Source organism: Bordetella genomosp. 13 (assembly GCF_007679965.1).
Taxonomy (GTDB): Bacteria; Pseudomonadota; Gammaproteobacteria; order Burkholderiales; family Burkholderiaceae_B; genus Bordetella.
Genome location: NZ_VEHL01000013.1, coordinates 55,052 through 80,418, shown reverse-complemented (window position 1 = coordinate 80,418; position 25,367 = coordinate 55,052). Strand labels below are relative to the sequence as shown.

The 25,367-nt window shown below is 67.7% G+C and carries 22 protein-coding genes; 10 read left to right on the top strand and 12 right to left on the bottom strand.

Annotated features, from left to right (window positions below):
* Window positions 1–12: 12 nt before the first annotated feature.
* The 3 genes from FS845_RS25235 to FS845_RS25225 all read right to left on the bottom strand — a co-directional run bounded on the left by FS845_RS25235 (window position 13) and on the right by FS845_RS25225 (window position 3,354).
* Window positions 13–1,596, bottom strand: coding sequence for a ShlB/FhaC/HecB family hemolysin secretion/activation protein (locus FS845_RS25235; protein WP_144640998.1), 1,584 nt, complete (start codon window positions 1,594–1,596; stop codon window positions 13–15).
* Between the two features lie 773 nt (window positions 1,597–2,369).
* Window positions 2,370–2,978, bottom strand: coding sequence for a DUF938 domain-containing protein (locus tag FS845_RS25230; protein WP_144640995.1), 609 nt, complete (start codon window positions 2,976–2,978; stop codon window positions 2,370–2,372).
* A 1-nt stretch (window position 2,979) separates the two neighbouring features.
* A complete protein-coding gene (locus tag FS845_RS25225; RefSeq protein WP_144640992.1) occupies window positions 2,980–3,354 on the bottom strand; it encodes a hypothetical protein in 375 nt (124 codons plus the stop codon).
* Window positions 3,355–3,554: 200 nt separating this feature from the next.
* On the opposite strand from FS845_RS25225, the gene FS845_RS25220 reads away from it, so the two are divergent.
* Complete coding sequence (locus FS845_RS25220; RefSeq protein WP_144640989.1) at window positions 3,555–3,962, top strand: Zn-ribbon domain-containing OB-fold protein; 408 nt, start codon at window positions 3,555–3,557, stop codon at window positions 3,960–3,962.
* A complete protein-coding gene (locus FS845_RS25215; protein WP_144640985.1) occupies window positions 3,959–5,131 on the top strand; it encodes a thiolase in 1,173 nt (390 codons plus the stop codon). Before FS845_RS25220 ends, FS845_RS25215 begins: the two co-directional genes overlap by 4 nt.
* A 168-nt stretch (window positions 5,132–5,299) precedes the next feature.
* Here FS845_RS25215 and FS845_RS25210 read toward each other — a convergent pair whose 3' ends face one another.
* The 3 genes from FS845_RS25210 to FS845_RS25200 all read right to left on the bottom strand — a co-directional run bounded on the left by FS845_RS25210 (window position 5,300) and on the right by FS845_RS25200 (window position 9,084).
* Window positions 5,300–5,611, bottom strand: a complete 312-nt coding sequence (locus FS845_RS25210) for a hypothetical protein (protein WP_313960328.1) — start codon at window positions 5,609–5,611, stop codon at window positions 5,300–5,302.
* Between the two features lie 165 nt (window positions 5,612–5,776).
* Window positions 5,777–6,757 (bottom strand): Bug family tripartite tricarboxylate transporter substrate binding protein, encoded by a 981-nt coding sequence (locus FS845_RS25205; RefSeq protein ID WP_144640980.1) that lies wholly within the window; start codon window positions 6,755–6,757, stop codon window positions 5,777–5,779.
* A gap of 119 nt (window positions 6,758–6,876) precedes the next feature.
* Window positions 6,877–9,084 (bottom strand): putative bifunctional diguanylate cyclase/phosphodiesterase, encoded by a 2,208-nt coding sequence (locus FS845_RS25200; protein ID WP_144640977.1) that lies wholly within the window; start codon window positions 9,082–9,084, stop codon window positions 6,877–6,879.
* Window positions 9,085–9,358: 274 nt separating this feature from the next.
* Between FS845_RS25200 and FS845_RS25195 the strand changes: the two genes are divergently transcribed.
* The 4 genes from FS845_RS25195 to otsA all read left to right on the top strand — a co-directional run bounded on the left by FS845_RS25195 (window position 9,359) and on the right by otsA (window position 14,003).
* A complete protein-coding gene (locus FS845_RS25195; RefSeq protein WP_144640974.1) occupies window positions 9,359–9,781 on the top strand; it encodes an HIT family protein in 423 nt (140 codons plus the stop codon).
* 551 nt (window positions 9,782–10,332) lie between these two features.
* Window positions 10,333–11,244, top strand: a complete 912-nt coding sequence (ppk2, locus tag FS845_RS25190; protein WP_144640972.1) for a polyphosphate kinase 2 — start codon at window positions 10,333–10,335, stop codon at window positions 11,242–11,244.
* A 488-nt stretch (window positions 11,245–11,732) separates the two neighbouring features.
* Window positions 11,733–12,509, top strand: coding sequence for a trehalose-phosphatase (gene otsB / locus FS845_RS25185; protein ID WP_186332420.1), 777 nt, complete (start codon window positions 11,733–11,735; stop codon window positions 12,507–12,509).
* Between the two features lie 66 nt (window positions 12,510–12,575).
* On the top strand, window positions 12,576–14,003 hold the full coding sequence (otsA, locus tag FS845_RS25180; protein ID WP_144640965.1) for an alpha,alpha-trehalose-phosphate synthase (UDP-forming): 1,428 nt from the start codon (window positions 12,576–12,578) through the stop codon (window positions 14,001–14,003).
* 90 nt (window positions 14,004–14,093) lie between these two features.
* Here the strand turns inward: otsA and FS845_RS25175 are convergent, their stop codons facing one another.
* From FS845_RS25175 to FS845_RS25165, 3 genes are all read right to left on the bottom strand, one after another.
* Window positions 14,094–15,140 carry an NADP(H)-dependent aldo-keto reductase gene (locus FS845_RS25175; RefSeq protein ID WP_186332419.1) on the bottom strand — a complete coding sequence of 349 codons (1,047 nt, stop codon included), beginning with the start codon at window positions 15,138–15,140 and terminating at the stop codon, window positions 14,094–14,096.
* Window positions 15,141–15,300: 160 nt separating this feature from the next.
* On the bottom strand, window positions 15,301–15,762 hold the full coding sequence (locus FS845_RS25170; protein WP_144640960.1) for a hypothetical protein: 462 nt from the start codon (window positions 15,760–15,762) through the stop codon (window positions 15,301–15,303).
* Window positions 15,763–16,002: 240 nt separating this feature from the next.
* Window positions 16,003–16,596 (bottom strand): TetR/AcrR family transcriptional regulator, encoded by a 594-nt coding sequence (locus FS845_RS25165; RefSeq protein ID WP_144640957.1) that lies wholly within the window; start codon window positions 16,594–16,596, stop codon window positions 16,003–16,005.
* A 303-nt stretch (window positions 16,597–16,899) separates the two neighbouring features.
* Between FS845_RS25165 and FS845_RS25160 the strand changes: the two genes are divergently transcribed.
* Both FS845_RS25160 and FS845_RS25155 read left to right on the top strand, forming a co-directional pair.
* On the top strand, window positions 16,900–18,120 hold the full coding sequence (locus tag FS845_RS25160) for a sulfite oxidase (protein WP_144640954.1): 1,221 nt from the start codon (window positions 16,900–16,902) through the stop codon (window positions 18,118–18,120).
* 2 nt (window positions 18,121–18,122) lie between these two features.
* Window positions 18,123–18,506, top strand: coding sequence for a c-type cytochrome (locus FS845_RS25155; RefSeq protein WP_144640951.1), 384 nt, complete (start codon window positions 18,123–18,125; stop codon window positions 18,504–18,506).
* Window positions 18,507–18,563: 57 nt separating this feature from the next.
* Here FS845_RS25155 and FS845_RS25150 read toward each other — a convergent pair whose 3' ends face one another.
* On the bottom strand, window positions 18,564–19,295 hold the full coding sequence (locus FS845_RS25150; RefSeq protein WP_144640949.1) for an SDR family NAD(P)-dependent oxidoreductase: 732 nt from the start codon (window positions 19,293–19,295) through the stop codon (window positions 18,564–18,566).
* Between the two features lie 238 nt (window positions 19,296–19,533).
* Between FS845_RS25150 and FS845_RS25145 the strand changes: the two genes are divergently transcribed.
* Entirely contained in the window at window positions 19,534–20,514 is a 981-nt protein-coding gene (locus FS845_RS25145; RefSeq protein ID WP_144640947.1) for a Bug family tripartite tricarboxylate transporter substrate binding protein, read from the top strand.
* A 120-nt stretch (window positions 20,515–20,634) separates the two neighbouring features.
* On the opposite strand, the gene FS845_RS25140 is transcribed toward FS845_RS25145, so the two are convergent.
* Both FS845_RS25140 and FS845_RS25135 read right to left on the bottom strand, forming a co-directional pair.
* On the bottom strand, window positions 20,635–21,855 hold the full coding sequence (locus FS845_RS25140) for a CaiB/BaiF CoA transferase family protein (protein ID WP_144640945.1): 1,221 nt from the start codon (window positions 21,853–21,855) through the stop codon (window positions 20,635–20,637).
* A 59-nt stretch (window positions 21,856–21,914) separates the two neighbouring features.
* Entirely contained in the window at window positions 21,915–22,850 is a 936-nt protein-coding gene (locus FS845_RS25135) for a LysR family transcriptional regulator (protein ID WP_144640943.1), read from the bottom strand.
* Window positions 22,851–23,034: 184 nt separating this feature from the next.
* On the opposite strand from FS845_RS25135, the gene FS845_RS25130 reads away from it, so the two are divergent.
* Window positions 23,035–25,362, top strand: a complete 2,328-nt coding sequence (locus FS845_RS25130) for an acyl-CoA dehydrogenase (RefSeq protein ID WP_144640941.1) — start codon at window positions 23,035–23,037, stop codon at window positions 25,360–25,362.
* Window positions 25,363–25,367: the final 5 nt, after the last annotated feature.

Genomic DNA, 25,367 nt, shown 5'->3' with positions numbered 1-25,367 from the left:
CGCTGCCGGTCATCAGAAGCGGTAGCGCGCTTGCGCGTACACCGATTCGCCCTTGCCGTTGCGGTCGCCGATCGGCGTCGTCACTTCCAGACGCAGTTCCACGGAGTCGATGGGCAGTGCCTGCACGCCAAGCGTGGCGCCGGTCAGGTGCGCGTTCGAGTCCTGGTTGATGAACGGCGTGCGGATGAAGATCCGGCCATGGTCGATGCGCGTGAAGGCCTGGTAGCGGCTGTTCTCGGGCAGGATCTGGAAGCGGGCTTCCAGGCTGGCCAGGTAGCCGCTGTCGCCGGCGTAGTAGGCGGGCACGTAGCCGGCCACCGACGACACGCCGCCGATCACCCATTGTTCGGCCGACACCAGCGGCGCCGTCGAGTACTGGCCCGACAGGCGCGGCGTCAGCGTCCAGCGCGACGAGAGGCGTTCGATGCGGGCCACGTCGAAGGTGAACTTGGTGAACCGGTTGTCGGCGCGCGAATAGGCGCGGCTGGACATGGGGCTGTTGTCTTCCATGCCGCCCAGCGCATCGCCCAGGCCGTAGTGCATCTGCACCTGCGCCAGCGTGCGGCCCGACAGGCCGGTGTCGTCGAACGTGAAGCCCAGGCGCAGCTTGCGGATCTCGTCCTTCGAGGTCGTGGTCGACAGCATCTCCTGCTTCAGGTCCTGGCTTTCGAACCAGGCCTCGGCCGAGTAGATGCGGCGCGCCGAGCGCACGAAGTCGTGGGCCACGCCCAGGCCCCAGCCCGAGTTGTCGCCCTTGATGTCCAGCACCTGGTACTCGCGGCCGACGTTGACGTTGCCCTTCGAGTAGTAGCCCATCACCTTGGTGCCCAGCGCGTTGACGGGCAGCGAGTACATCAGCGAGCCGTACTTCAGGTCGCCGTCGCCCAGCGACTTCATGCCGATGAAGCCGAGTTCGTCGCCGCGGCCGGTCAGGTCCTCGAAGTTCACGCGCGGGATCAGGCGCCAGCGGCCGGTGTTCTCGCTGCCGTAGTTGTTGACCTCGACCATGCCGGTGATGCGGTTGGCTTCGGTCACGTCCACGAACAGGTCGGTCGAGCCGGCCTGCGTGCCGGGCTGCAGGCGCGAGGTCACGGTGATGCCCGACAGGCGGTTCAGGCGCGTCAGCGCGCGCTCGATCTGTTCCAGCGTGAACGGCTGGCCCTGCACCACGCCTTCGGCGGCCAGGGCGCGCTCGACGCGGTAGGACGGGAAGCGCGGGTTGTTCTGGACCGTGATGTTGCCCAGCCAGCCTTCCAGCACGGTCAGCTGCAGCGCGCGGTTGTCGCCGAACTGCTGCTGCGGCACCACCACCTTGACCAGGGTGTAGCCCTGCGCGTGGTAGTGCGCCTCGATCTTGGCGGCCAGGCCGCGCATGGCGTCCAGCGACATCGGGCGGCCGATGTCGCTGGCGATCAGGGCGCTGAGCTGGTCGTTGGTATAGGTCTTGTTGCCGGAGAACGTGACGCTGCTGACCATGACGCTGGCGGCAGCGCCGTTGGCCGGCGCATCGGCGGCGGCGGCGGCAAGGCTGGCCAGGGCGAGGGAGACGCCGAGGGCGCAGCTGGCCAGCCGGATGGAGAATTGCTTGGTGGACATAAAACCCTGTTGTGACGACGACACTGAATTGATGGCGCGCAAAGGCCCGGCATGCGGCAGGTGACGCCGCTTGCGTGGGAAACGCGACAGTGGGGAAGTGAAAGAGGGGCAGAGCCCGACGTTCGGGCTTGTCTACTGAAGGAGCCGGCTCCTGGTGCTGCGCAGGCAGGAGGCCGGACCGTCGGGGATCAGCAAAGAAACGAGGAAACTCACGATGGCGAACATATCTGCACCCGGCTGGCAGGTGCTGAACGGACACCTGCTACCGGTTTCGTTGCAAGGAAAAGACACCAAATACAACAAAACGTGTCCTTGCGATGTTCGCACATGTTGGACAATTCGCACAACAAGATACTTCAATTGTTTTCAAATGCAAAAATTATTTCTATAGAATTGGCGTTTGTATCGCTTTATATCGCTATTTTTCGCCGATCTTTACGGAAGTTTGTGGAAGTTGTCCGACAGGCTGTTGTGCGGAGGCAACGTGGAATGCAAGCGGGTAGTTACGAATGCCGGCACTTCCGACTTGCGCCGGACACGCTAAAGGGAACTTTTTGCGTTAAGGGGACACGTGCGGCGAAAAATCGGCTGCGACGCGCATGGGCGGCGGTTCCGTGGGGACAGGTCCGGCTACCTCGCGCGGCGGATGGGGTGCCGGGACCGCCCAGACGCGCGCGGCAGCCGGCGCGCCGGAGCCGCCGGGAGGATGGGGCGATGGGCGGGCAGGGCGCCGCGGCGAGGCGGCGAGGCGGCGCGGGCAGGGCGAAGGCGGCTCAGCCCGCCGTGAAGACCACGCTCAGGTTGTTGGCGGGCATCTCGATCACGGGCCCGCTGGCCAGGCCGCGCGCCGCGGCCTCGGCCTGCACGTCTTCCAGGTTGCGCACGCCGAAGGACGGGTCGCGCTGTTTCAGCCACTGGTCGAACGCCGCGTTGCTGGGCGCGGTGTGCTCGCCGCGGCGGCGGTAGGGGCCGTACAGGTACAGCACGCCGCCCGGGCGCAACAGCCGGGCCGCGCCGTCCAGCAGGGCCGGCGTGGTGGCCCACGCCGAATAATGGATGACGTTGCAGCAGACGATGGCGTCCACGGGCGGCACGCCCCAGTCCGGCGCCTGCACGTCGATCAGCCGGGGCGGCTCGACGTTGGCCAGCCCCGCGTGCGCGATCCATGCACGGATCGACGGCAGCATGTCGGCATCGCCTTCGCTGGGCAGCCAGGTCCATGCCGGCCGGGCCTGGGCGAAGAACACCGCGTGCTCGCCCGTGCCGCTGCCGATCTCCAGCACCCGGCCCGACGCGGGCAGGACGTCCCGCAGCACGTCCAGGATGGGTTGGCGATTGCGTTCGGTGGCGGGCGCGTGGCGGCGCAGGTCGAGGTCGGACATGTCAGCTCCGCTTGCGTGCCAGGGCGCGCAGGTCTTCCAGCACCGCCACTTCCTGCGCGTACGTCAGCAGGCGCAGCCGGTTCAGCAGGCCCGCGCCGTCTATGTGCCAGCGCTCGGCCACGCCGGTGTCCAGCGCGGCCCCCCAGCGCCGCCACAGCCAGCCCGCGATGGCGCTGGCGGGTGCCACGTCGTAGCCGCCATCGTCCAGCGCCTCGCGCAGCGCGAACCATTCGCTTTCCGACAGCAGCCTGACCGCGCGCTCGCGCCGCAGGATCTCCGCATAGCGCTCCAGCGCCTGGTTGACGCGCTCGCTGGTGAGTTCCCGCAGCAGGCGCGCGGCGGTGGGCGAGAAGTCGATCTGTTCGTGGACGGGCATGGCGTGCGCGGCGGAGGGTGCGATTGGCACATTGTAGGCAGCGTGCTGCCGACGACGGCGGCGAGGGCGCTGGAAAGCCGCGAAGGCCAGGTCCGTGGGTAGCGTTAACGTCCGCCAAAAGCCGGCCTAAGCAAAACGAGATGGCGGCCGGCCGCCGTGCAACGCACAATCGACGCACGGTTACAGAGGAGACGCAAGCCATGTCGCAGAACCAGGGCACGCCCGCGGGCGGCCAGCCCGCGGGGCCCGAGAAGCAATACCATGACCTGCTCGCGCAGGGCCAGTTCCAGATCCAGCGTTGCCTGGCCTGCAAGCAGGCCGTGTTCTATCCACGCGCCATCTGTCCGCACTGCGGAGACGGCAAGCTCGACTGGTTCACGCCCTCGGGCAAGGGCACGGTCTATTCCACCACCGTGGTGCGCCGCAAGGCCGAGCACGGCGGCGACTACAACGTGGCGCTGATCGACCTGGCCGAAGGCCCGCGCCTCATGTCGCGCGTCGACGGCATCGCGCCCGACGCGGTCCGCATCGGCATGGCGGTCCAGGTACGGCTCATCGACACGCCCGACGGCAAGCTCGTGGTGTTCCAGCAGGAGGGCAAGGCATGATCGATCCGAAACTGCGCGGCGCGACCGCCATCGTGGGCGTGGGCCATGCCGGCCTGGGCGAGGCCCACGGCTACACCGAAATGGAAATCCTGGTGCAGGCGGCGCAGCGCGCTGTGGCCGATGCCGGCCTCACCATGCGCGACATCGATGGCATCGCCACCGCCAGCGTGGCGTCCACCATGTGGGTCATGCCGGTCATCGAGCACCTGGGCATCCGTCCCACCTTCATGGACAGCACCATGATCGGCGGCTCCAGTTTCGTGGCGCACCTGATGCCCGCGCTGCAGGCCCTGGCCAGCGGGCAGTGCAACGCGGTGCTGGTCTGCTACGGCAGCACCCAGCGCACCTCCACGCTGAACCGCGCCGAGATCGGCAACGCGCGCCGCAAGCTCGATCCGCAGCCCTACGAAACCCCGTACAACCCGCTCAGCCCGCTCAGCTCCTACGCCCTGGCCGCCGCGCGCCACATGCACCAGTACGGCACCAGGCGCGAGCACCTGGCCGAAGTGGCCGTGGCCGCGCGCAAGTGGGCGCAGCTCAATCCCGAGGCCTTCATGCGCGATCCGCTTTCCATCGAGGACGTGCTGTCGGCCCGCATGGTGTCCGATCCGCTGACCGTGCGCGACAGTTGCCTGGTCACCGACGGCGCCGGCGCCTACGTGCTGGTGCGCGCCGACCGCGCGCGCGACCTCCCCAACAAACCGGTCTACGTGCTGGGCAGTTCCACCGCCTGCTGGAACCGCCAGATCTCGTCCATGGACGACCTGACCGTCACCGCGGCCGCGCAGTCCGGGCCCATCGCGTTCGGCATGGCGGGCCTCACCCCCGCCGACATCGACGTGCTGGAGCTGTACGACGCCTTCACCATCAATCCCATCCTCTTCCTCGAAGACCTGGGGTTCTGCAAGAAGGGCGAGGGCGGTCCGTTCGTGGCCGACGGCGCGCTGGCGCCGGGCGGGCGCCTGGCGGTCAACACCAACGGCGGCGGCCTGTCGTGCACGCATCCCGGCATGTACGGCATGTTCATCACCATCGAGGCCGTGCGCCAGCTGCGCGGCGAAGCCGGCGAGCGCCAGGTCCAGGGCGCGAAGACGGCGCTGGTGCATGGCAACGGCGGCACGCTGTCCAGCCAGTCCACGGCCATCCTGGGCACGGCCGAGGTGCTGTAGCGCATCGGGCCATGACAAGGGTTGTCTACCTGTCGGGGTGCAAACCACCCCCGTGGCCGCGCGTCGGGCCCGTACGGGCAGGGCGCGCGGCATTTTTTCAGGGCGCGGCCGTTGCCGCCTTGGGTATCGAGTTGTGATACCCCTGCCGCGGCGTGCGCGCCGCGGTCGTCAAAGCGGCGCGTCCACCAGCAGCTTGCCCATCAGCCTGCGCACCCGGCGGTCCACGAAATATCCGCCGCCTTCCACGTAGCGCAGGAAAATCCTCTCGCACACCACGCATTGCCATGCGTCGCTGCGGTTGGCCGGAAAGTAGCGCGGCGCGATGGGCGCCTCGGGCGACCAGAAGTGCGTGCCGTCCGGGTGGTATTCCTCGAACGTGGGTTCGTCGTAGGCCGACTCGCGCAGCGTGCCCACCTGCCGCAGCTGGCTTTCGGGAAACGACACGGGCTCGCTGGTCCAGGCGTCGGACAAGGATTTCACGCAGGCACAGGGCTGCGTGACGGCATCTGAGCGGACGGCCAGTCGGGCAACGGCGGCGTGATCGAGAAACGGCTGCATGCAGGTCCGGAGAGTCAAGGCGCTGGAATGAAAAAAAAAGCGAGGCGACCATACGCCGCCTCGCCTGGATTCGTCAACCGGGATACGTCAGTCGACGGTGGCGCCCGAGGCCTTCACGGCCGCGCCCCATTTCACGATGTCCTTGGCGATGAAGTCCTGGTATTGCCTCGGTGTCATCACCATGGGCTCCACGCCCAGGTCGGCCAATTGCTTCTTCACGTCCGGCGCGGCCAGCACGGCCTGCACTTCCTTGTTCATGCGCTCGGTCACGTCGGCGGGCAGGCCTGCCGGGCCCAGCAGGCCATACCAGGGCTGCGCGTCGAAACCCGGAATGCCGCTTTCGGCCAGCGTGGGCACGTCGGGCAGCGCGGCGGAGCGCTGGCCGCCCGTGACGGCCAACACCTTCAGGTTGCCGGCCTTGACCTGCTGCATGATGGGCAGCGGGTTCTCGAAGGCCAGCGGCACCTGCCCGCCCACCAGGTCGTTCAGCAGCGGACCCGAACCCTTGTACGGGATGTGCTGGATCTTGGTCTTGGCGGCCACGTTGAACATCTCGCCGATGATGTGCTGCGGCGTGCCCGAGCCGGCCGAGCCGAAGGCCAGGTCGTTCGCCTTGCCCTTGGCGATGATGTCGTCGAGCGACGTCAGGCCCGACTTGGCATTGACCGCCACCACGAAGCTGGTGCGCGCCAGCGGCGACACGGCGGTGAAGTCGCTTTCGGGCTTGTAGTTCAGCTTGTTGTACAGCGTGCCCGCGATCACGATGGGGCCGCTGGCGGCCAGCAGGAAGGTATAGCCGTCGGGCTTGGACTTGGCCACCTGGGCCGTGCCGATGTTGCCGCCCGCGCCTGGCTTGTTCTCGACGATGATGGTCTGGCCCAGCTTGTCGTTCAGGCGGTTGGCCAGCAGGCGAGCCAGGATGTCGGTGGTGCCGCCGGGCGCATAGGGCGACACGATGGTGATCGGCTTGTCGGGCCACTTGCCATCGGCGGCATGCGCGGCGGGCAGCGCGGCGCAGGCGGAAACGGCGAACAGCGCGGCCAGGCGGCGCAGGGGGGTACGGCTCATGTTGTCTCCTGTTGTCGTGATGGAATGCGCCCACATGGTACCGAACCTGGTTGCGCCGGACATCAGGCTTTACCCGCCGCGGCCATGACGCGGCCGCGGGCAAAGCGTTCAGGGCAGGGTCAGGCGCGCCGCACCGCGGGTACCGCATCGACCAGGCCGTACATCTGCGCGAACTGCTGGGCGGGAATCGGCCGGCTGAACAGGTAGCCCTGGCCTTCGGCGCAACCCGCGTGGCGCAACGCATCCAGCTGGGCGCGCGTCTCCACGCCTTCGGCGATGGCCTCCAGGTGGAAGGTGCGTACCATGTCCAGTACCGCCCGGATCACCGAGGCGTCCTGTTCGGACTCCAGCATGCCCTGCACGAAGGTGCGGTCGATCTTGATGCGCGACAGCGGAAAGCGCTTGAGCAGCGACAGCGACGCATAGCCCGTGCCGAAGTCGTCGAACGCGATCGACACGCCGTGGCGGTGCAGCCGCCGCAGCGTCTCCAGCACCACCTCGTCATTGTCCAGCGCGATGTTCTCGGTGATCTCCAGTTCCAGCGCCTCGGGCGGCAGGCCGTGGCGCGCCAGCGCGCGGATCACCTCGTCTGCCAGGTCGCCCACGTGGAACTGCGCGCCGAACAGATTGACGCCCATGCGGAAATCGGGCGCGCCATCGCCGCGCCAGCGCGCCGCCTGCGCGCAGGCATCGTCCAGCACCCAGCTGCCCACCGTCGCGGCCAGCGGCCCGGTTTCCAGCGCGGGCAGGAAAGCGGCGGGCTCGAGCAGGCCGCGGCGCGGGTGGCGCCAGCGGATGAGCGCCTCGGCGCCGACCAGCGCGCCATCGGACAGGCGCACCTGCGGCTGGTAGAACAGCACGAACTCGCCGTCGTTGACGGCGCGGTGCAGTTCCATGCCGTGCAGCCGGCGCGCGGTGGCCTCCATGCGCAGCGCGGGCACGAAGCCGTAGGCCTGGCCGCGTCCGATGTCCTTGGCCCGCGCCAGCGCCAGGTCGGCGTCGCCGATCAGTTCCAGCGCTTCCTGAGCCTGCAGCGGCGCCACCGCGACGCCGCAGCTGACGGCCGCGTTGACTTCGTGGCCGGCCGCCACGATGGGCTTGCCGATGGCCGACACCGCCGCCTGCGCCACGGCCAGGGCCGATTCGCGCGCGTCCACGCCCGGCAGCAGCAACGCGAAATCGTCGCTGCCCAGGCGCGCGGCGGTCGATTGCGGCCCGCCCACGAACTGCAGGCGGCGGCCCACCTCGCGCAGCACCGCGTCGCCCACGGCATTGCCCAGCGTGTCGTTGATGTCCTTGAAACCGTCCAGGTCCAGCATCAGCACGGATGCGGCCAGCGGCTGCGCCAGGGTCTCCTCGACGCGGCGATAGAAACAGGCGCGGTTGGCCAATCCGGTCAGGGCGTCGGTATGGGCCAGGCGCCGCAGCTCTTCCTCTTCCTGGCGGCGCACGCTGAGATCCTGCAGATGCGCGTTGAACGTCAGGCGGTCGCGCTCGCGCCAGCAGAACAGCGAGATGCCCAACTGGAAAGTGGTGCCGTCGCGGCGCAGGCCGTGCAAAGACGTCGGCATGGTCAGGTCCTCGACCGAGCCCAGTTCCACAGCGCGTTGCACCAGGTCGCGGAACGCGGGACGATCGCGCTCCAGCAGCAGGGTGTCGACGCTGCGTCCGGAACCTGCTGCCGCCGGATAGCCATACAGCACGGCGGCGGCCGCGTTCCAGGTGACGATGTTGCGCTGCTCGTCGAACCACACCACCGCGGTGGGCGAATCCTTGGCATAGTCGTCGAACGGGCGGCGGGTCTGCTCCGCCGATATTTCGATGCGGCGCAGTTCCATGCGGTCGGCCGCCATGCGCGCCAGTTCGCGCAGCCGTTCGCAGTCTTCCGCGGAAAAGTCGTGATGCGGGCGCTCGTCGATGACGCACAGCGCGCCCAGCGCATGGCCGGACGGCGAGCGCAGCGGCGCCCCGGCATAGAAGCGGATCTTGCCCGGCGTGTCGCCGCCGGCGCCGGCCACCAGGGGGTTGTCGTGAAACCGATCGTCCTGCGTCGCGTCGGGCACCACCATGACCTCGTCCTGGTTGATGGCGTGCGCACAGAACGAGACGTCGCGACGCGGGTCCACCAGGTCGCAGCCGACGTTGGCGGCCAGGAATACGTGTTCGCTACCGATGAGATTGACCGCCGCGACCGGCATGCCGAACATGTGGGCCGCGATCTGCACGACCGGATCCAGGCTGGGCAAGGGACGCTCGCTGCTCAGGCCGTATTCGGACAATGCCTTGAGCCGTGCATTCTCCGTTGCCGGAATCTCGGGGCATTTCATTCTGGGCCTCCTCCGTATTCAACCGTCACGGTGAAAAAAGGGTCAGGAGCCGAGTTTCGTACGCATCCTGCCAGCTACGGACATGTCACGACCTTGGGTTATAACATCTTGTAACACAGCTTGGAAGTGGCAAGAGGGCAACCAGCAATCACCATGCCCAACCTGGCATGCCGGCGGGCTGGAATGGCTTTCCCGTTTCGTCCCCGCAGCTTGCTACTATCAGGCCTCACACAGCGGCTCGCCATCCAGATAACCCCCATAGCTAGGAGCCCCCATGTCAGGTTATGACGACAGCAATATCTTCGCCAAGATCCTGCGAGGCGAAATCCCGTGCCACAAGGTCTACGAGGACGACTCCACGCTGGCCTTCATGGACATCATGCCGCGCACCGACGGCCACACGCTGGTGATTCCGAAGACGCCCGCGCGCAATATTTTCGACATCGCGCCCGAGGCGCTGTCGGACCTGATCGTGAAAACCCAGCGCATCGCCATCGCCGCGCGCCAGGCCATGCAGGCCGACGGCCTGACGCTGCAGCAGTTTTCCGAACCGTCGGGCGGGCAGGTGGTGTTTCACATCCATTTTCACATCCTGCCGCGCTTCGAGGGCGTGGCCCTGCGCCCGCATACCGGCGACATGGCCAGGCCCGAGCTGCTGGCCGAGCACGCGGCCAAAATCCGGGCGGCGCTGGGTTGACGCCGTCGGCCGGGAAGCCGTCGTCTGACCAGCAAGCGGGCGTACGAACACATGAACGAAGCCGCGCATCGCGCGGTTTTTTCATTCGACGCGCGTCTTTTATTCGACTCTGGTCCTCCCCGCGCGTGCCGTCCATTTTGCGCGGGCTTCATTTTCTCGATCCGCGTGACGCTCGGCGAAATACTCCCCACGATCAGAAACATTATCGCGGCACGATTCCGATATTTTTGGGCGCGAGCGGCCGGCGTCCATTTTCCGGGCATATCCATGACGGCGTTTTGCGCATTTGGGCGCATCGCGCCGCGCCTCTTGCTCGGCGCCGCATCGGGGTGTGACACCGGGGGTGTCACGGCAAGGCGGGACGGGAGCGCCCGCCCTGCGGGCCCTGGCGTGGGCCCCTCGGACGGCCCATTCACAGAGATGTCATCCGAACGACATAAATTGTGCGGACGCATCACGCCGCCGGCGGATGGACCTTCCCGTCCCCGCCGGTTTTCGCTGCGCCGGGCCGACGCGCCCCTGGCCCGGCCCTTACCTGCCTGACGGACATCATGAGCGACCGCGACACCCTCTCCGAACAGACCCGCCGCCTTTACGCAGAAATGATCGACAGCCTCGACGAAGAGCTGGAGATGGAAATGGACGACGATCGCCTGGACGCGATGGCTCCCAGCGATACGTCCGACGGCGACATCGACCGCCGCGTCTATTTCCGCGAACTGCTGCGCCTGCAGGGCGAGCTGGTCAAGCTGCAGGACTGGGTGGTGCACAAGAAGCTGAAGATCGTCGTGCTGTTCGAGGGCCGCGACGCCGCGGGCAAGGGCGGCGCCATCAAGCGCATCACCCAGCGCCTGAACCCGCGCGTGTGCCGCGTGGCCGCGCTGCCCGCGCCCAACGACCGCGAACGAACCCAGTGGTACTTCCAGCGCTACGTGTCGCACCTGCCGGCCGGCGGCGAAATGGTGCTGTTCGACCGCAGCTGGTACAACCGCGCCGGCGTCGAACGCGTCATGGGCTTCTGCACGCCGGACGAATACGAGGAATTCTTCCGCAGCGTCACCGAGTTCGAGAAGATGCTGGTGCGCTCGGGCATCATCCTCATCAAGTACTGGTTCTCGATCAGCGACGAAGAGCAGAACCGCCGCTTCCTGGCCCGCGTGCACGATCCGCTGAAGCAGTGGAAACTGTCGCCGATGGACCTGGAGTCGCGCCGCCGCTGGGAGGCCTACACCAAGGCCAAGGAAGAGATGATCGAGCGCTCGCACATCCCCGAAGCGCGCTGGTGGGTGGTCGAAGGCGTGGACAAGAAGCGCGCTCGCCTGAACTGCATCCACCACCTGCTGAGCCAGGTCCCGTACGAGGACGTCGAGCATCCCAGCATCGTGCTGCCCGAGCGCGAACACCATCCCGACTACATCCGCCATCCGCTGCCTGGGGATATGTTCGTGCCTTCGAAGTACTGATCTCGCTCTTCTCTCTGATCCAGAGCGATTGCAGTATCTACGCGCCGCCTTTTGGTGGCGCGTTGTCTTTGCAGCTTGCGATTGATTCGATGCGGTCTCGGCCTGAGTGCTTGAGACGCCGCGGCCATGCGGAGATGGCTCCGCCATTATGTGCCAATCGCATTAAGTCAAGCGGCTCATCCAGAGCAAGGGTTTATCGACCGTGGCATGGCGTTGCAGTGAGCCTGGGCCATGACTGCGTACTCTCGCCCGCAGCGCGAAAGCGCGAGGACGAGAGTACGCAGTCATGGCCCAGGCGCCATAAGAACCCTGAAGCGCCACATAAATAATCAACGGCCATCAAAATAAACCCCAGACCCGGAAACGCCTGGATACGCCTGCCGCCCCCCTCCAGCGTTACTCTGAAGTCCTACCATCCGGGCGCGCGACCGTCCGTTCTCATGTACTGCCGACTCCTCGCGCGCCATCACCGCTGCGCAGGAACCTCGATGCAGGCAACTCCAGAATCCCGACTATCGGCCGCCGCCGCGCCGCCTCCCTTGCCGGACCCTGCGCGCACCGCGCTGTTCCTCGACGTCGACGGCACCCTGGCGGAACTGTGCGAGCAGCCATCGCAGGTGGTCGTGCCCGCGTCCACCGTGGCCGTATTGGGCCGCTTGCAGACCGCGCTGGACGGCGCGGTCGTCATCCTGTCCGGGCGTCCCGGCAGCGGCATCGACGAGTTGCTGCGGCCATTGGCCTTGCCCTACGGCGCGAACCACGGCGCCGAGCGGCGCGATCTCGCCGGTCGCGTCGACCGCATCGAGCCGCCCGCGGGCCTCGCGGACGCCCTGGCCGAGCTGCGCCAGCGCGCCGCGGTCTGGGACGGCATTCTCATCGAGCCCAAGCCGCTGGGCGTTGCCGTGCACTACCGCATGGCACCGGATCGGGGCGAAGACGTGCACGCATTGGTGCGGGACGTGGCGGCGCGGCATGCCGGGCAGTTCGACGTCCAGCCCGGAAAAATGGTTTACGAACTGAAGCCGCACGGCATAGACAAGGGACGCGCACTGCGTGAGTTCATGCGCGGCACGCTATTTGCTGATCGTGTGCCCGTGATGGCCGGCGACGACCTGACGGACGAATCGGCCTTCATCGCGGCACGGGACGCGGGCGGCTACGGCATCAAGATCGGGCCGGGCGATTCCGCCGCGCCGTGGCGGCTGGGCAGTCCCGCCGACCTGGCCCGCTGGCTCGGCGCCTTGTGCGCCAAGTCCGGCTGCTGAAGCGGGACCGGCAGGCTGGGCAGGCGCGCGTCAGGCGCGTTCCAGAACAACTAACGGGAGTGCTTCATGAGCAGATTGATCGTCGTCTCGAATCGTGTCACCCAGGCGGCCGATGGCAAGGCCACCGGTGGACTTGCCGTCGGCGTCTACGATGCGTTGCGCGGCTCCGGAGGCATGTGGCTGGGCTGGAACGGCGAGACCGTGGAAGACAGCGCGCAGGTCGACGTGGCCACCACCTCGCACGACGGCATCGACTACTGCACCTTCCCGTTGGCCAAGCGTGACTACGACCGCTTCTACCGCGGCTTCTCCAACGCCACGCTGTGGCCCACCTTCCACTACCGTGCCGACATCAGCAGCTTTCAGCGCAAGGACTACGAAGGCTATCTGCAGGTGAACCGCGACTTCGCGCGGCGCCTTGCGCCGCTGCTCAAGCCCGACGACATCATCTGGGTCCACGACTACCATCTATTGGCCCTGGGCCGCTATTGCCGCGACCTGGGCATCGAGAACCGCATCGGGTTCTTCCTGCACATTCCGTTTCCCGGCCCAGAAGTGTTCCGCACCGTGCCGCCCAGCCGCGAGCTGGCGCAGGCGATGTGCGCCTACGACCTGCTGGGCTTCCAGACGGAAGCCGACCAGTTGGCCTTCGGCGACTATTGCGTGCGTTACCTGCGTGCGCAGCGCGCGGGCCACGTGCTGACCGCGAACGGGCGGCAGGTGCGCATGGGCGCCTATCCCATCGGCATCGATCCGGATTCGGTGGCGCAGATGTCGCGCGCCGACCGGTCGCGCCAGGTGGTTGCGCTGAAGTCCGGGCTGTCCGACCGCAAACTCATCATCAGTGTCGACCGGCTGGACTACAGCAAGGGCCTGGTCGAGCGCTTCAACGCCTTCGAGCAGCTGCTGGAGCGCGTGCCGGGCCATCGCTCGTCGGTATCCTTCGTGCAGATCGCGCCGTCCTCGCGCTCGGACGTGCTGGGCTACCGCGAGATCCGCCGCGAACTGGAGCGCACCGCCGGCCGCATCAACGGCAAGTGGGGCGAGTTGGCGTGGACGCCGTTGCGGTATATGAACCGCTCGTACGAACGCTCGGTGCTGATGCCGCTGATGCGCGCCTCGCAGGTCGGCTTCGTGACGCCGCTGCGCGACGGCATGAACCTCGTGGCCAAGGAATACGTGGCGGCCCAGCCGCCCGACGATCCCGGGGTGCTGGTGCTGTCGGAATTCGCGGGCGCGGCGCGCGAAATGGAAGACGGCGCGCTGCTGGTCAACCCCTATGACATCGAGGGCATGGCGCTGACGCTGGACCGCGCACTGCGCATGCCGCTGGCCGAACGCGCCGCGCGTTATGAGTCCCTGATGAAACGGCTGCGCGGCTACGATCTGGCCAAGTGGCGCGACAATTTCCTGTCGGATCTGCGCCGCGCCAAGCAGCCGCGCATCCTGCCTGGCGACAGGGCGGCGACGCAGTTGAAGGCGGTGGGGCTGTAAAGACCGGCCGTGCCCGGTACATCGGCGGAAGGCGGCGGCACCCGCCGTCTGCCGCCATCGATGTCCGATCCGGCCCGAGCCCGTCCGTGCTCAGGGCGCCGGATTCGGATGCCGCGCGTGGATGGCCTCGATGGCCTTCAGCACGTCTGCATCCAGCGTCACATCCACGCTCTCGATGTTCTCCTTCAGTTGCGCGAGCGTCGTCGCGCCCATCAGATTACTGGTGACGAACGGCCGCTGGTTCACCCAGGCCAGCGCCATTTGCGCGGGCGACAGGCCGTGTTCCCGGGCCAGCGCCACGTATTCGGCCGTGGCCGCTTCCGCCTGCGGATTGCTGTAGCGAGTGAAACGCGTGAACAGCGTCATGCGTGCGCCTTCCGGCCGTGCGCCGTTCAGGTACTTGCCCGCCAGCACGCCCATCGCCAGCGGCGAGTAGGCCAACAGGCCCACGCCTTCGCGGTGCGAGAACTCGGACAGCCCGATCTCGAACACGCGGTTCAGCAGGCTGTACGGGTTCTGGATGGACGCCACGCGCGGCAGACCGGCCTCGGCGTGCTTGATGAACTGCGCCATGCCCCATGGCGTTTCGTTCGACACGCCCACGTGGCGAACCTTGCCCGCGCGCACGAAGTCCTGCAGCACCTCCAGCGTCTCGGCCACGGGAACCGTGTGCTCGTCTTCCACCCACGGATAGGCCAGCTGGCCGAACGTGTTGGTGGTGCGGTCGGGCCAGTGCAGCTGGTACAGGTCCAGGTAGTCCGTCTGCAGGCGCTTCAGGCTGGCGTCCAGCGCGGCGGTCAGGTTCTTGCGGTCCAGGAAGGTCTTGCCGTCGCGGATGTGGCCGGGGCGCTTCGGATCGCGCACCGGGCCGGCCACCTTGCTGGCCAGCACGATGTCCTTGCGGCGGCCGGTCTTGGCCAGCCACGTGCCGATGTAGGTCTCGGTCAGGCCCTGGGTCTCGGGCTTGGGCGGCACGGGGTACATCTCGGCCGCGTCCACCAGGTTCACGCCGCGCTCCAGCGCGTAGTCCAGTTGCGCGTGCGCGTCGGCTTCGGTGTTCTGCTCGCCCCAGGTCATGGTGCCCAGGCCGATCAGGCTGACATCGAGATCGGTACGGCCGAGTTTGCGGTATTTCAAGGCAGGCTCCGTTGGAATCAGGTAGGGCGCGGGCATGGGCCGCGCGGTAACGGGATGGTACTCCCGTCGTCCCAACGGATTGCTGATCGAACAGTACGCTGCGAAGTCGCGCCGGTCATGAGGCGGCGCGTTCAGGCTGCTCGCGTCGTCATGGCACGCCTCAAGGCCAATTGGCCATCCGCTTGCGCTGGCGGGCGCTTTCGAAGCCGTCATCCAGGCCCGTGCTTTCGATGCGCGGCACATCCAGCCGGCGCAGCGTGGAGGCCAGCATGGGGCCGAAGCTTTCCACCGGCGGATTGCCCAGTGCCACGCGGTACGGCTGCAGCGGCAGCAGGGTGTCGACCGAGCCCCAGTTGGCCGACGCGTAGTTCGCCGCGGCCGGCTGGTATTCCGTCACCGCGCGGTGCATGCGCTCGTCGGCATACTGGTCGCGCAGCAGGTCCTGGCTCACGCGCGGAGCATGGTGCGCGCGGACCGGGGCCGTCACCGCATTCGCCATGGCTGCCTCGTGCGCGGCACGCTGCGCCGCTGCCGTCGTGGCGGCATCGGCTGCCACGGTGCGCCGCACGGCTCGGATGGCTTGCACATACGGGCTTTCCAACGGGGCGATAGGGGACAGCATGGCGACCTCCTTGCGGCGGGATGGCGTCCGTAGGCCGGGCGCTGGCATCCCGCTCATCATCTAAGGACAGTAAACACGACTCGAAGCGATCAAAAGGTTTCCATTTGGAAGCGGGGAAGACGGCAAGTCTCGGATATCCGGGAAACCGGCCCGTCCGGCGCGGTTTACAACTGCAATCAACTAGTTGGTCGGTAAAATGCGGCAGGATAAGGCCGGAGGGTCCGGCCTGTTCACCCGCGTTCAAGCTGGCACGGCAATCCGTCCGATCGCGGCCTGCGTGATCGACTCGAATGTCTCCGCATTGCCCAGCGCCCGCGCGGACAGCATCGCGCCATGCACCGAGGCCATGAAGCTGTGGGCCTCGACGGCCGGCTCGTCCTGCAACTGGAACTTGCCCATGGCGGCGCCTTGCTCGATCACCGAGGCCAGCCAGCCGGACAGGTCATTGAAGTACCCGCGCACCTCGTGCGCGATGTCGCTGGGGATGGCGGGCAACTCGGCCGCCAGCATCGCGCAGATGCAGATGGGAGCGGTGTTCTCGCGGATGCACTGGGCCCAATAGCCGGTATAGGCATTGAGCCGGGCCAGCGGATCCTCGATCTGGCGATCCAGCGACGCCAGGCCCGAACGCGCCTGTTCGCGGTGGATCACCACCACGGTATGCACCAGTTCGGCCTTGCTGGGAAAGTGATGATGGATGCTCGCCTTGCCGATGTGCACGCGCTCGGAGATGTCGGCGTAGCTGAAGCCGTTGTAGCCGCCGATGGCCAGCAACGCCTTCGCGTGTTCGGCGATTTCAGCGGCGCGGGGGGAGAGTTCCGGGGTAGTGTCCATGTTTTTCCATAGGCCGCGGCGTGGTCCGAGCTGCGGACGCGACGGCAGAAGCTGATTCCAATCTACTAGTTGGTTGATTAAATGTCAAGTTCTGTATCACGCAACGCGACCAGACCCTCGGAGGCCTCGCGGGGGCGGAGCGGTTATCCAATACGCTTATATCTGAAAAAGCATAAATCTATAGTTCTTTAGTACTTGTTGACATAAAGGAGGGCGGTGCCGATGATGCAGAGGGCCGCAACTCGCCGGGCCGATAAAAACCCGCGCCTGCCTCGCAAGGCGCGACAACCGGAGACGCATGACATGGAGACAATCCCCCGCAATCCCGGACGCCGCCGCCTGCTGGCCGGCAGCGCCGGCGCACTGGCCGCGGCCGGCCTGGGCGCGCCAGGCATCGGGCGCGCCAGCGAAACCGCCACCAAGCCGGCGGCGGCAAAGCCGTTGCCGCCCTATGCCGCCTGGAAAGACGCCGACAGCGTCATCGTGCACAGCGCCAACACCATCGAGACCCGGCGCGGCGCGTTCGGCGACGGCGTCGTCACGCCGTCGCGGCAGCTCTACATCCGCAACAACCTGCCGCCGCCCGATCCCGCCATCCTGAATGACCGGGACGCCTGGACGGTGCAGGTCCAGGGCGTCAAGCAACCGCGCACGCTGAGCCTGGGCGAACTCAAGACCCTGGGCATGGACACGATGGCCACGGTGCTGCAGTGCTCGGGCAATGGCCGCGGATTCTTTCCCGACAAGCGCAGCGGCACGCAGTGGCAGGTCGGCGCCGCCGGTTGCGTCATGTGGACGGGCCTGCCGGTTCGCGTCCTGGTCGAGCACCTGGGCGGCCTCGAAGGCTCGCTGCCCTACATGACGGGCACGGGCGGCGAAACCCTGCCGGAGGGCCTGGACCCCAAGACCTTGCTGGTGGAACGCTCGGTACCGCGCGACGCCATGCAGGACGCCATGCTGGCCTGGGAAATGAACGGCGAGCCGCTGTCGCTGGCCCACGGCGGCCCGCTGCGCCTGATCGTGCCGGGCTATACCGGCGTGAACAACGTCAAGTACATCAAGCGGCTGGCCTTCACGGCCGAGCAGAGCCCGGCGAAGATCCAGCAGAGCGGCTACCGCCTGGTGCCGATGGATGCCAAGCCCGGCCCCGAGCATCCCTCGGTCTGGGCCATGGAGCCCAAGTCCTGGATCACGGGCCCCGGCGCGGAAGGCCAGGCGGTCAAGGGAGGGCGCGCCGTGGTGCGCGGCGTGGCCTTCGGCGGCATGCATGCGGTCAAGCGGGTGGACGTGTCCGTCGATGGCGGCAAGACCTGGAAGCAGGCCGCGCTGGTGGGACCGGACCTGGGCAAGTACGCCTGGCGGCAGTTCGCGCTGCCGGTGGAATTGCCCGCCGGCAAGCACGTGTTGGCCAGCCGCGTCGAGGACACGGCGGGCAATGTGCAGGTCGAGGCGCGCGCCGAGAACCTGGACGGCTATCTCAACAGCAGTTGGCGCGACCATGCGCTGACGGTCGTCGTGTCCTGATCATGGCGGCATCGATGCACGGCAGCCTGAGGTATGTTGCTTCCCGTCGCCCGGCCGGGCGACGGGCGTGGGCCGCGCTGGCGGCGGGCCTGTTGTTCCTGGCGGGCGGTTCGGCGTGCGCGGCCGACACGCAGAACGCCGAGGCCGGGCGCACCCTGTTCCTCAAGGGCGCCACCCCGGCCTGTGCCGTCTGCCATACCCTGGCCGACGCCGGCGCGGCTGGCACCATCGGTCCGGACCTGGACGAAATGAAGCCGGATGCCAGCCGCGTGGAAAAGGCGGTACGCAATGGCATCGGCGTCATGCCGGCCTTCAAGGGGCTCAGCGATGCCGATGTGCAGGCCCTGGCGAAGTACGTGTCCAGCGCGACGGGGGGCGCGCAGTAGCGGCGCGCTGTCCGGGCTCGATCCCGCCTGGCGGACGGGGCGCGCAACCGCAGACCGTTACAGCGTCGCCCCGCCATCCACGGTCAACTCGGCGCCCGTCATGTACGCGCTGTCGTCCGACAGCAGGAACAGCACCGCCGCCGCCACCTCGCTGCACGTGCCCAGGCGCGCCATGGGCACGCGCTTCACCCGCGCGGCCAGTTCGTCGGCCGTCTTGACCTTGAGCATGTCCGTGTCGATCGGCCCCGGATAGACCGCATTGACGCGGATGCCCTGCGCGGCAAGGCCGGCGGCGGCGGACAAGGTCATGCCGCGCAGTCCCCACTTCGTGGCGCTGTAGGCGAAAGAGCCCGGCGAGGCGCGCAGCCCGGCCGTCGACGAGATGTTGACGATCGTGCCCGAGCCGGCCGCCGCCATCGCCCGCGCCGCGTGCTGCATCCCCAGGAAACTGCCGCGCAGGTTGATCTGCACGTGCTGGTCGAACGACGCCACGGACGTGTCCAGCAGCGGCTGGGGCCGATAGATGGCCGCGTTGTTCACCAGGCCGTACAGCGGTCCCGCTTTGGCGATCTCGGCCATGGCCCGCTGCCAATCGGCTTGCTGGCCGACGTCCAGGCGCAGGTAGTGCGCCCTGGCGCCCAGCGAGCCGGCCAGCGCCGTTCCGGCCTCGTCGTCGATGTCGGCCAGGAACACGATCCCGCCTTCCTCGATGCAGCGCGTGGCCTCTTCCGCGCCCTGGCCATGCGCGGCCCCGGTGATCAGGATGATCCTGTCGTCGAAACGCCCCATCTCCACCCTCCTTGTTCGGCAATCCACGAGCATTCGTGCCCGCCATTCTGGTGCGCTGGTGCGGCCTCGTTCGTACCAGAACGTGCATACCTGATATGCAGATCGTGATAAGTCGAAAACGCGGCCGATTGCCTACCATACGTCAGCCAGCCTCGAACAGCACGGCGACCGCTGGCTACATGCAGACCGACAATCAAGCAAAAGGGCGATCACGCCCGGGCCGACAAGGAGACAGACAATGAATACAAGGCGCAGATTCTGCGTGTCGATGGGGATCCTGGCCGCCGCGGGCCCGGCAATGTTCGCCTCGGCGCGCGCCGCCGCGACGTGGAAGGCCGAGCGCCCGGTGCGCTTCATCGTGCCGTTCGCCGCGGGCGGCGCTTCGGACGCGTTTGCCCGCCTGATCAGCGAGCCCGTCACCCGCGGCCTGGCCCAAACCTTGGTCGTGGAGAACAAGCCGGGCGCGGGCGGCGTCCTCGCCGCCGACTTCATATCGAAGGCCGCGCCGGACGGCTACAGCCTGCTCATGGCCACGCCGGGCACGCAGCTGATCAACCCTTACCTGTTCAAGAGCATCCCGTACGATCCCGATCAGTTCGTGCCCGTGGGACCCTTGTTCGACGCGCCCAACGTGCTGGTCGTGCATCCGAGCGTGCCCGCCAGGACCGTGGCCGAGCTGATCGCCTTGGCCAAGAGCCAGCCGGGCAAGCTTAACTTCTCCAGCTCGGGTCCCGGGTCGAGTTCGCATCTGTCGGGCGAAATGTTCAACCTGATGGCCGGCGTGCAGATGACGCACGTGCCATACAAGGGCAGCGGGCCGGCGATGACGGATCTGCTGGCCGGCCGCGTACAGCTGACCATCGACACCATCTCCACGGTGCTGCCGCACATCCGCTCCGGCGGGCTGCGGGCCCTGGGCATCGGCACGCTGGCGCCGCATCCCGCGCTGCCGGACGTGCCCACCATCGCGGCCACGGTGCCCGGCTTCGAATCCGGCGCGATCAACTACGTGCTGGCGCCGCCCAGAACGCCGCCGGAAGTGGTGGCGACCCTGTCCCAGGCGTTCAGGAAAGCCTTGCAGGAGCCCGCCACCAAGAGCCGTGTCCAAGAGCAGGGCTACACCATCCTGCTGGACACGCCCGAACAGCTGGGCCAGCGCATCCAGCGCGAGCAGGCGAAGTGGAAGGACGTCATCGTGAAGGCCGGGGTCACGGTCTGACGGGGTCTTGAGCAAAAAAAAGGGCGGGGTTCAGTCAGGACCCCGCCCTTTGTCTTTCTTGCCGAGCCGCGCGTCCGGTGCCGCGGGCCGGCCACCCGGCGCGGCCCGCGGCCTGCCCCCTCAGATCGCCTTGGCGGCGCGCAGCGCCGCGATCTGCTCCTCAGCCAGCCCCAACTCGCCCAGCACCTCGTCGGTATGCAGCCCGACGGTGGGCGGCGCCTGGTCCAGCCGCAGCTCGGAATTCTTGAACCTGAACGGGCTGCGGACCTGCGGAATGCGCATGCCGTCGGGATGTTCGACGTGAAAGAGCATCTCGCGATGGCGCGTCTGCGGATCCTGGAACACCTCGGCGATGTCGTTGATCGGCGCGGACGGCACGCCTTCCCGCTCCAGCGCGTCCAGCAGCACGCGCTTGTCGTGGTGCACCAGCTGTTCGTCCAGCCAGGCGTCCAGCTCGGGCAGGTTGGTGACGCGGCCCGCGTTGGTCCGGAAGCGCTCGTCCTGTGCCATGTCGGGATGCCCCAGCACCTTGCACAGCTTGGCGAACTGGCTGTCCGACCCGATGGCCATGATGATCCGGCCGTCACGGCACTCGAAGACCCGTTGCGGCTGGATGTTGGGATGCCGGTTGCCGCGCCGCGGCGGCACACTGTCGGTCAGCAGATAGTTCATGGCCTGGTTGGCCAGCAGCGTCACGCCCACGTCCAGCATGGCCATGTCGACGTGCTCGCCTTCGCCCGTGTGCGCGCGGCGCGCCAGCGCGGCCAGGATGCCGGTGGTGGCATACAGGCCGGTGATCAGGTCGACCATCGGCACGCCGATCTTCATCGGCCCGCCGCCCGGCAGATGATCCGGTTCGCCGGTGATGCTCATCAGCCCGCTCATCGCCTGGATCATGAAATCGTACGCGGGCTGCTTCGCACGCGGCCCCGACTGGCCAAAGCCGGTGATCGAGCAATAGACCAGGCTCGGATTTTCCTTGCGCAGGTCCTCGTAGCCCAGGCCCAGCTTGTCCAGCGTGCCGACCTTGAAGTTCTCCAGCACCACGTCGGCATCCTTGGCCAGCCGCCGCACGATGTCCTGGCCTTCCTGCGTCTTCAGGTTCACCGTGATGGAGCGCTTGCCGCGATTGCAGATCAGGTAATAGCCCGACTCGTGCGTGCGCGAGCCGTCGGGGCGATGCAGGAACGGCGGGCCCCAGGCGCGCGTATCGTCGCCCACCTCGGGCTGTTCGACCTTGGTGACCGCGGCGCCCAGGTCGGCAAGCGTCTGGCTGGCCCAGGGACCGGCAAGCACGCGGCTCAGGTCGAGCACGCGGATGTGGGAAAGCGGGTGCGGCATGGGGCTTCCTGTGTGTAGGGTTCGAGGCCGTGATGGGTCTTGACGGGGCCGTTGCTTCGTCAGGCGCGCGCGGACAGCCGGCCGACCGTTTCGCCGACGATCTCGCGCAGCATCGACACCACGGTCTTGACCGCCTGGGTGGGGCGGTCGGAATGCATCAGGGACACGATGCGCAGCACGCCGGGCTGCACGATCTCGGCGGCCTGCAGCTCGCCGGCCGCGACCTCGCCGGCCACGACGTGCCAGGGCAGCACCGTGTAGCCGCCGCGGCGGACCACCATCTGCTTCTGGATCAAACCCGAGTCCGCCTCGATGGGCACGTTGATGGCGATGCCGTTGCGCTTGCCCATCTCGTCGAGCATCATGCGCACCGAAGAAGGCTTGCGCGACAGCACCAGCGGCAACCCATCGAGCTTGACGAACGGCACCTGCGGCGCGCTGGTCACCTGGTCGCCCGGCGGCCCGATCAGGTAAGAAGGCAGGCGCATCAGCACGTCCTCGTCGCTGCCCAGCGCATCGTGGCTGCGGTACGGCAGGCCGATGTCGATCTCGCGCCGCTGCAGCCAGTTCTCGATCTGCCCGGCGGCGCTATCCACTACCTGCATGTGGATGCGGGGATATTCGCGCTGCAGGCGCAGCAGCAGCGGCACGATCAGCGGCTCGCTCAGCGACGGCAAAGTGCCCAGGCGCACCACGCCCGACACGCTGCCCTGCGCGGCCGCCACCACGTCGTTCAGGTCATGGGCGCTGGACAGCACCTGCTCGGCCACGGGCAGGATCTGCGCGCCCAGGTCCGTCAGGCCCACGCCGCGGCCGTTGCGCGTGAACAGGTATCCGCCGCATTGTTTTTCCAGCATCGACAGATAGCGGCTGACGGCCGGTTGGCTCACGCCCAGGTCGATGGCCACCTTGGTGATGCTGCCGTGGCGCGCCACCATCGAGAATATCCGCAAGGCCTTGAGGTCCCAGCCTGCTTGGTCCTGATCGCTGCTCATGCTTGTCGATGTCCCCGATGTTTTCTTCGTGGCCGCGTCTCTCATGGTCCGATTCTAGAAAGAAAAGGGCGCGGCGGGCGCCGGCGCGCCGAATAGCTGGTCTCAGCGGGACGTTATGAATCGGGGGCGGCGCCGTTCCTAGAATTCCAGTCACGAGCCCGTCCACGTCATTCTCGAGGTCATCATGGAAACGCTAGCCCCCCACGCGCTGTTCGGCGCCTTGCCGCGCCACGCCGAATTCATGGAGGCGGCCGCGGGCATCCTGGCCCAGGTCTCCCCCCTATCGCGCCTGCGCGCGCTGCGCGGCACGCGGCCGGGCTGGGACGCGGCCGTCTGGAAGCAGCTGGCGGAAGCGGGCTGGACCTCGGCCACGGTGCCGGAGCCGCTGGGCGGCCTGGGCCTGGACATCGAAGTGCTGGGGGCCATGGGCGTGGCCGTGGGCGAGCAACCCTTGCCCGAGCCGTATCTGGGCGCGGGCATGCTCATGTCGCTGGTGCTGCCGCGCTTCGCGGACCACCCGCTGGCGGCCGAGCTGCTGCAAGGCGTCGTCCGCGGCGACATCGTGGCGGGCCTGGCGTGGCAGGAGAATCCGGGCGAGTTGCTGCCCACGTCCGTATCCACCTCGATCCGCCTGGACGGCGATCGCCTGCATCTGGAGGGCGCCAAGCGCTGGGTGGCGCCGGTCGACGCGCAGGGATGGCTGGTGCACGGCCGCATCGGCCAGTCGCCCACGCTGGTGTGGGTGCGCGCCGATGATCCCGGCCTGACCGTGGAAACCGAAGTGCGCGCCGACGGCAGCCTGCTGTGCGCCTTGCAGATCGATGCCGTGCTGCCCCTGAACCGCATGGTGGGCGAGGGCGAGGTGGTGGACGCGGCCGTGCAGGCTGCGCTCGAATCCGCGCGCCTGGTCCAGGCCAGCGAGCTGTACGGCATCGCGCGCAAGGTGTTTGCCCAGACGCTGGACTACCTGAAGACCCGTGTGCAGTTCGGCAAGCCCATCGGCGCGAACCAGGCCCTCCAGCACCGCATGGTCGACGCGTACACCAGCGTGCTGGTGTGCGGCGCGCTGCTGGCCGATTGCTATCGCCGCGTGGGCGATGACGCCGCCGCCTTGCCCCACGCCGCCGCGCTGGCCAAGGCAAGAATCGCCGAGCGCGTCATCGCCCTTTGCCGCGACGCCGTGCAGCTGCATGGCGCCATCGGCTACACCGACGAGTACGACGTCGGCCTGTACCTGAAGCGCGCCTTGCAAATCTCCAGCTGGCTGGGCAGCCCGCGCGCCCTGCAGTCGCGCTACCTGAGCCTGCGGCCGCGCCGCGAAAGCGAGGAGAGCGCCGTGGTGGCGCAAACCGACGACTACAACGCGCTGGCCGACGACGACTTCCGCGCCATGGTCCGGGCCTTCCTGCGCGACCACTATCCCCAGCACCTGCGGCACGTGCCGCGCCGGCTGCGCTGGGCCGACGTGCGCGAGTGGTACCTGACCCTGTCCCGCCACGGCTGGCTGGCGCCCGCGTGGCCCAGACAGCATGGCGGCATGGCGCTGGCGCCCGCCAAGCTGCTGATCTTCTTCGAAGAGATGGAGGCTTGGGGCGCGGCGCGCCTTCCCGACCAGGGCATCATCAACATCGGTCCGCTGCTCATCCAGCACGGCAGCGAGGCGCAGAAGGCCAGGTACCTGCCGCGCATCCTGGCCGGGCAGGACATCTGGTGCCAGGGCTATTCCGAGCCCAACGCGGGCTCGGACCTGGCCTCGCTGCGCACCGACGCACGGCGCGAGGGCGACGTCTTCGTCGTCAACGGCCAGAAGATCTGGACCACGCTGGCCCACGACGCGAACTACATGTTCGCGCTGGTGCGCACAGACAAGAGCGCCAAGCCGCAGGCGGGCATCAGTTTCCTGTTGATCGACCTGTCCACGCCCGGCGTCACGGTCCGGCCGATCACCAACATCGTCGGCGAGCAGGAGTTCTGCGAGGTCTTCTTCGAGGACGTGAAGGTGCCCGGGGAGAACCTGGTGGGCACATTGAACGGCGGGTGGGGCATCGCGAAGGACCTGCTGGGCTACGAGCGCGTCTTCGCGGGCAGTCCGCAGCAGTCCCGCCAGGCGCTGCACCACCTGGAACAGCTGGCGCACAGCCTGTCGCTGTTCGACCTGCCCGAGTTCAACCACGTCTACGCGGACATGCTGGGGGCCGTGGCCGAACTGGAGGCGACCTACGGCGCCTTCGCCGACATCGTCCGGCGCGGGGACCTGCTGCCGCCATCGGTGTCCGCGTTGAAGATCCTGGCCACCGAGACCTATGTCCGGATCTCGCGGGAGATCATCCGGTGGGCGGACGAGGCGGGCGGCAGCTGGACGGGCACGCGCATGGGCGATGGCAGCACGCAGATTCCCTGCATGCCGTTCCTGCAATCGCTGGTCACGACCATCTACGGCGGCACCAACGAGATCCAGCGCAACATCGTCGCCAAGATGGTGTTGCAGCTGCCGGGCGAGCCGCGGCGATAGCGCGG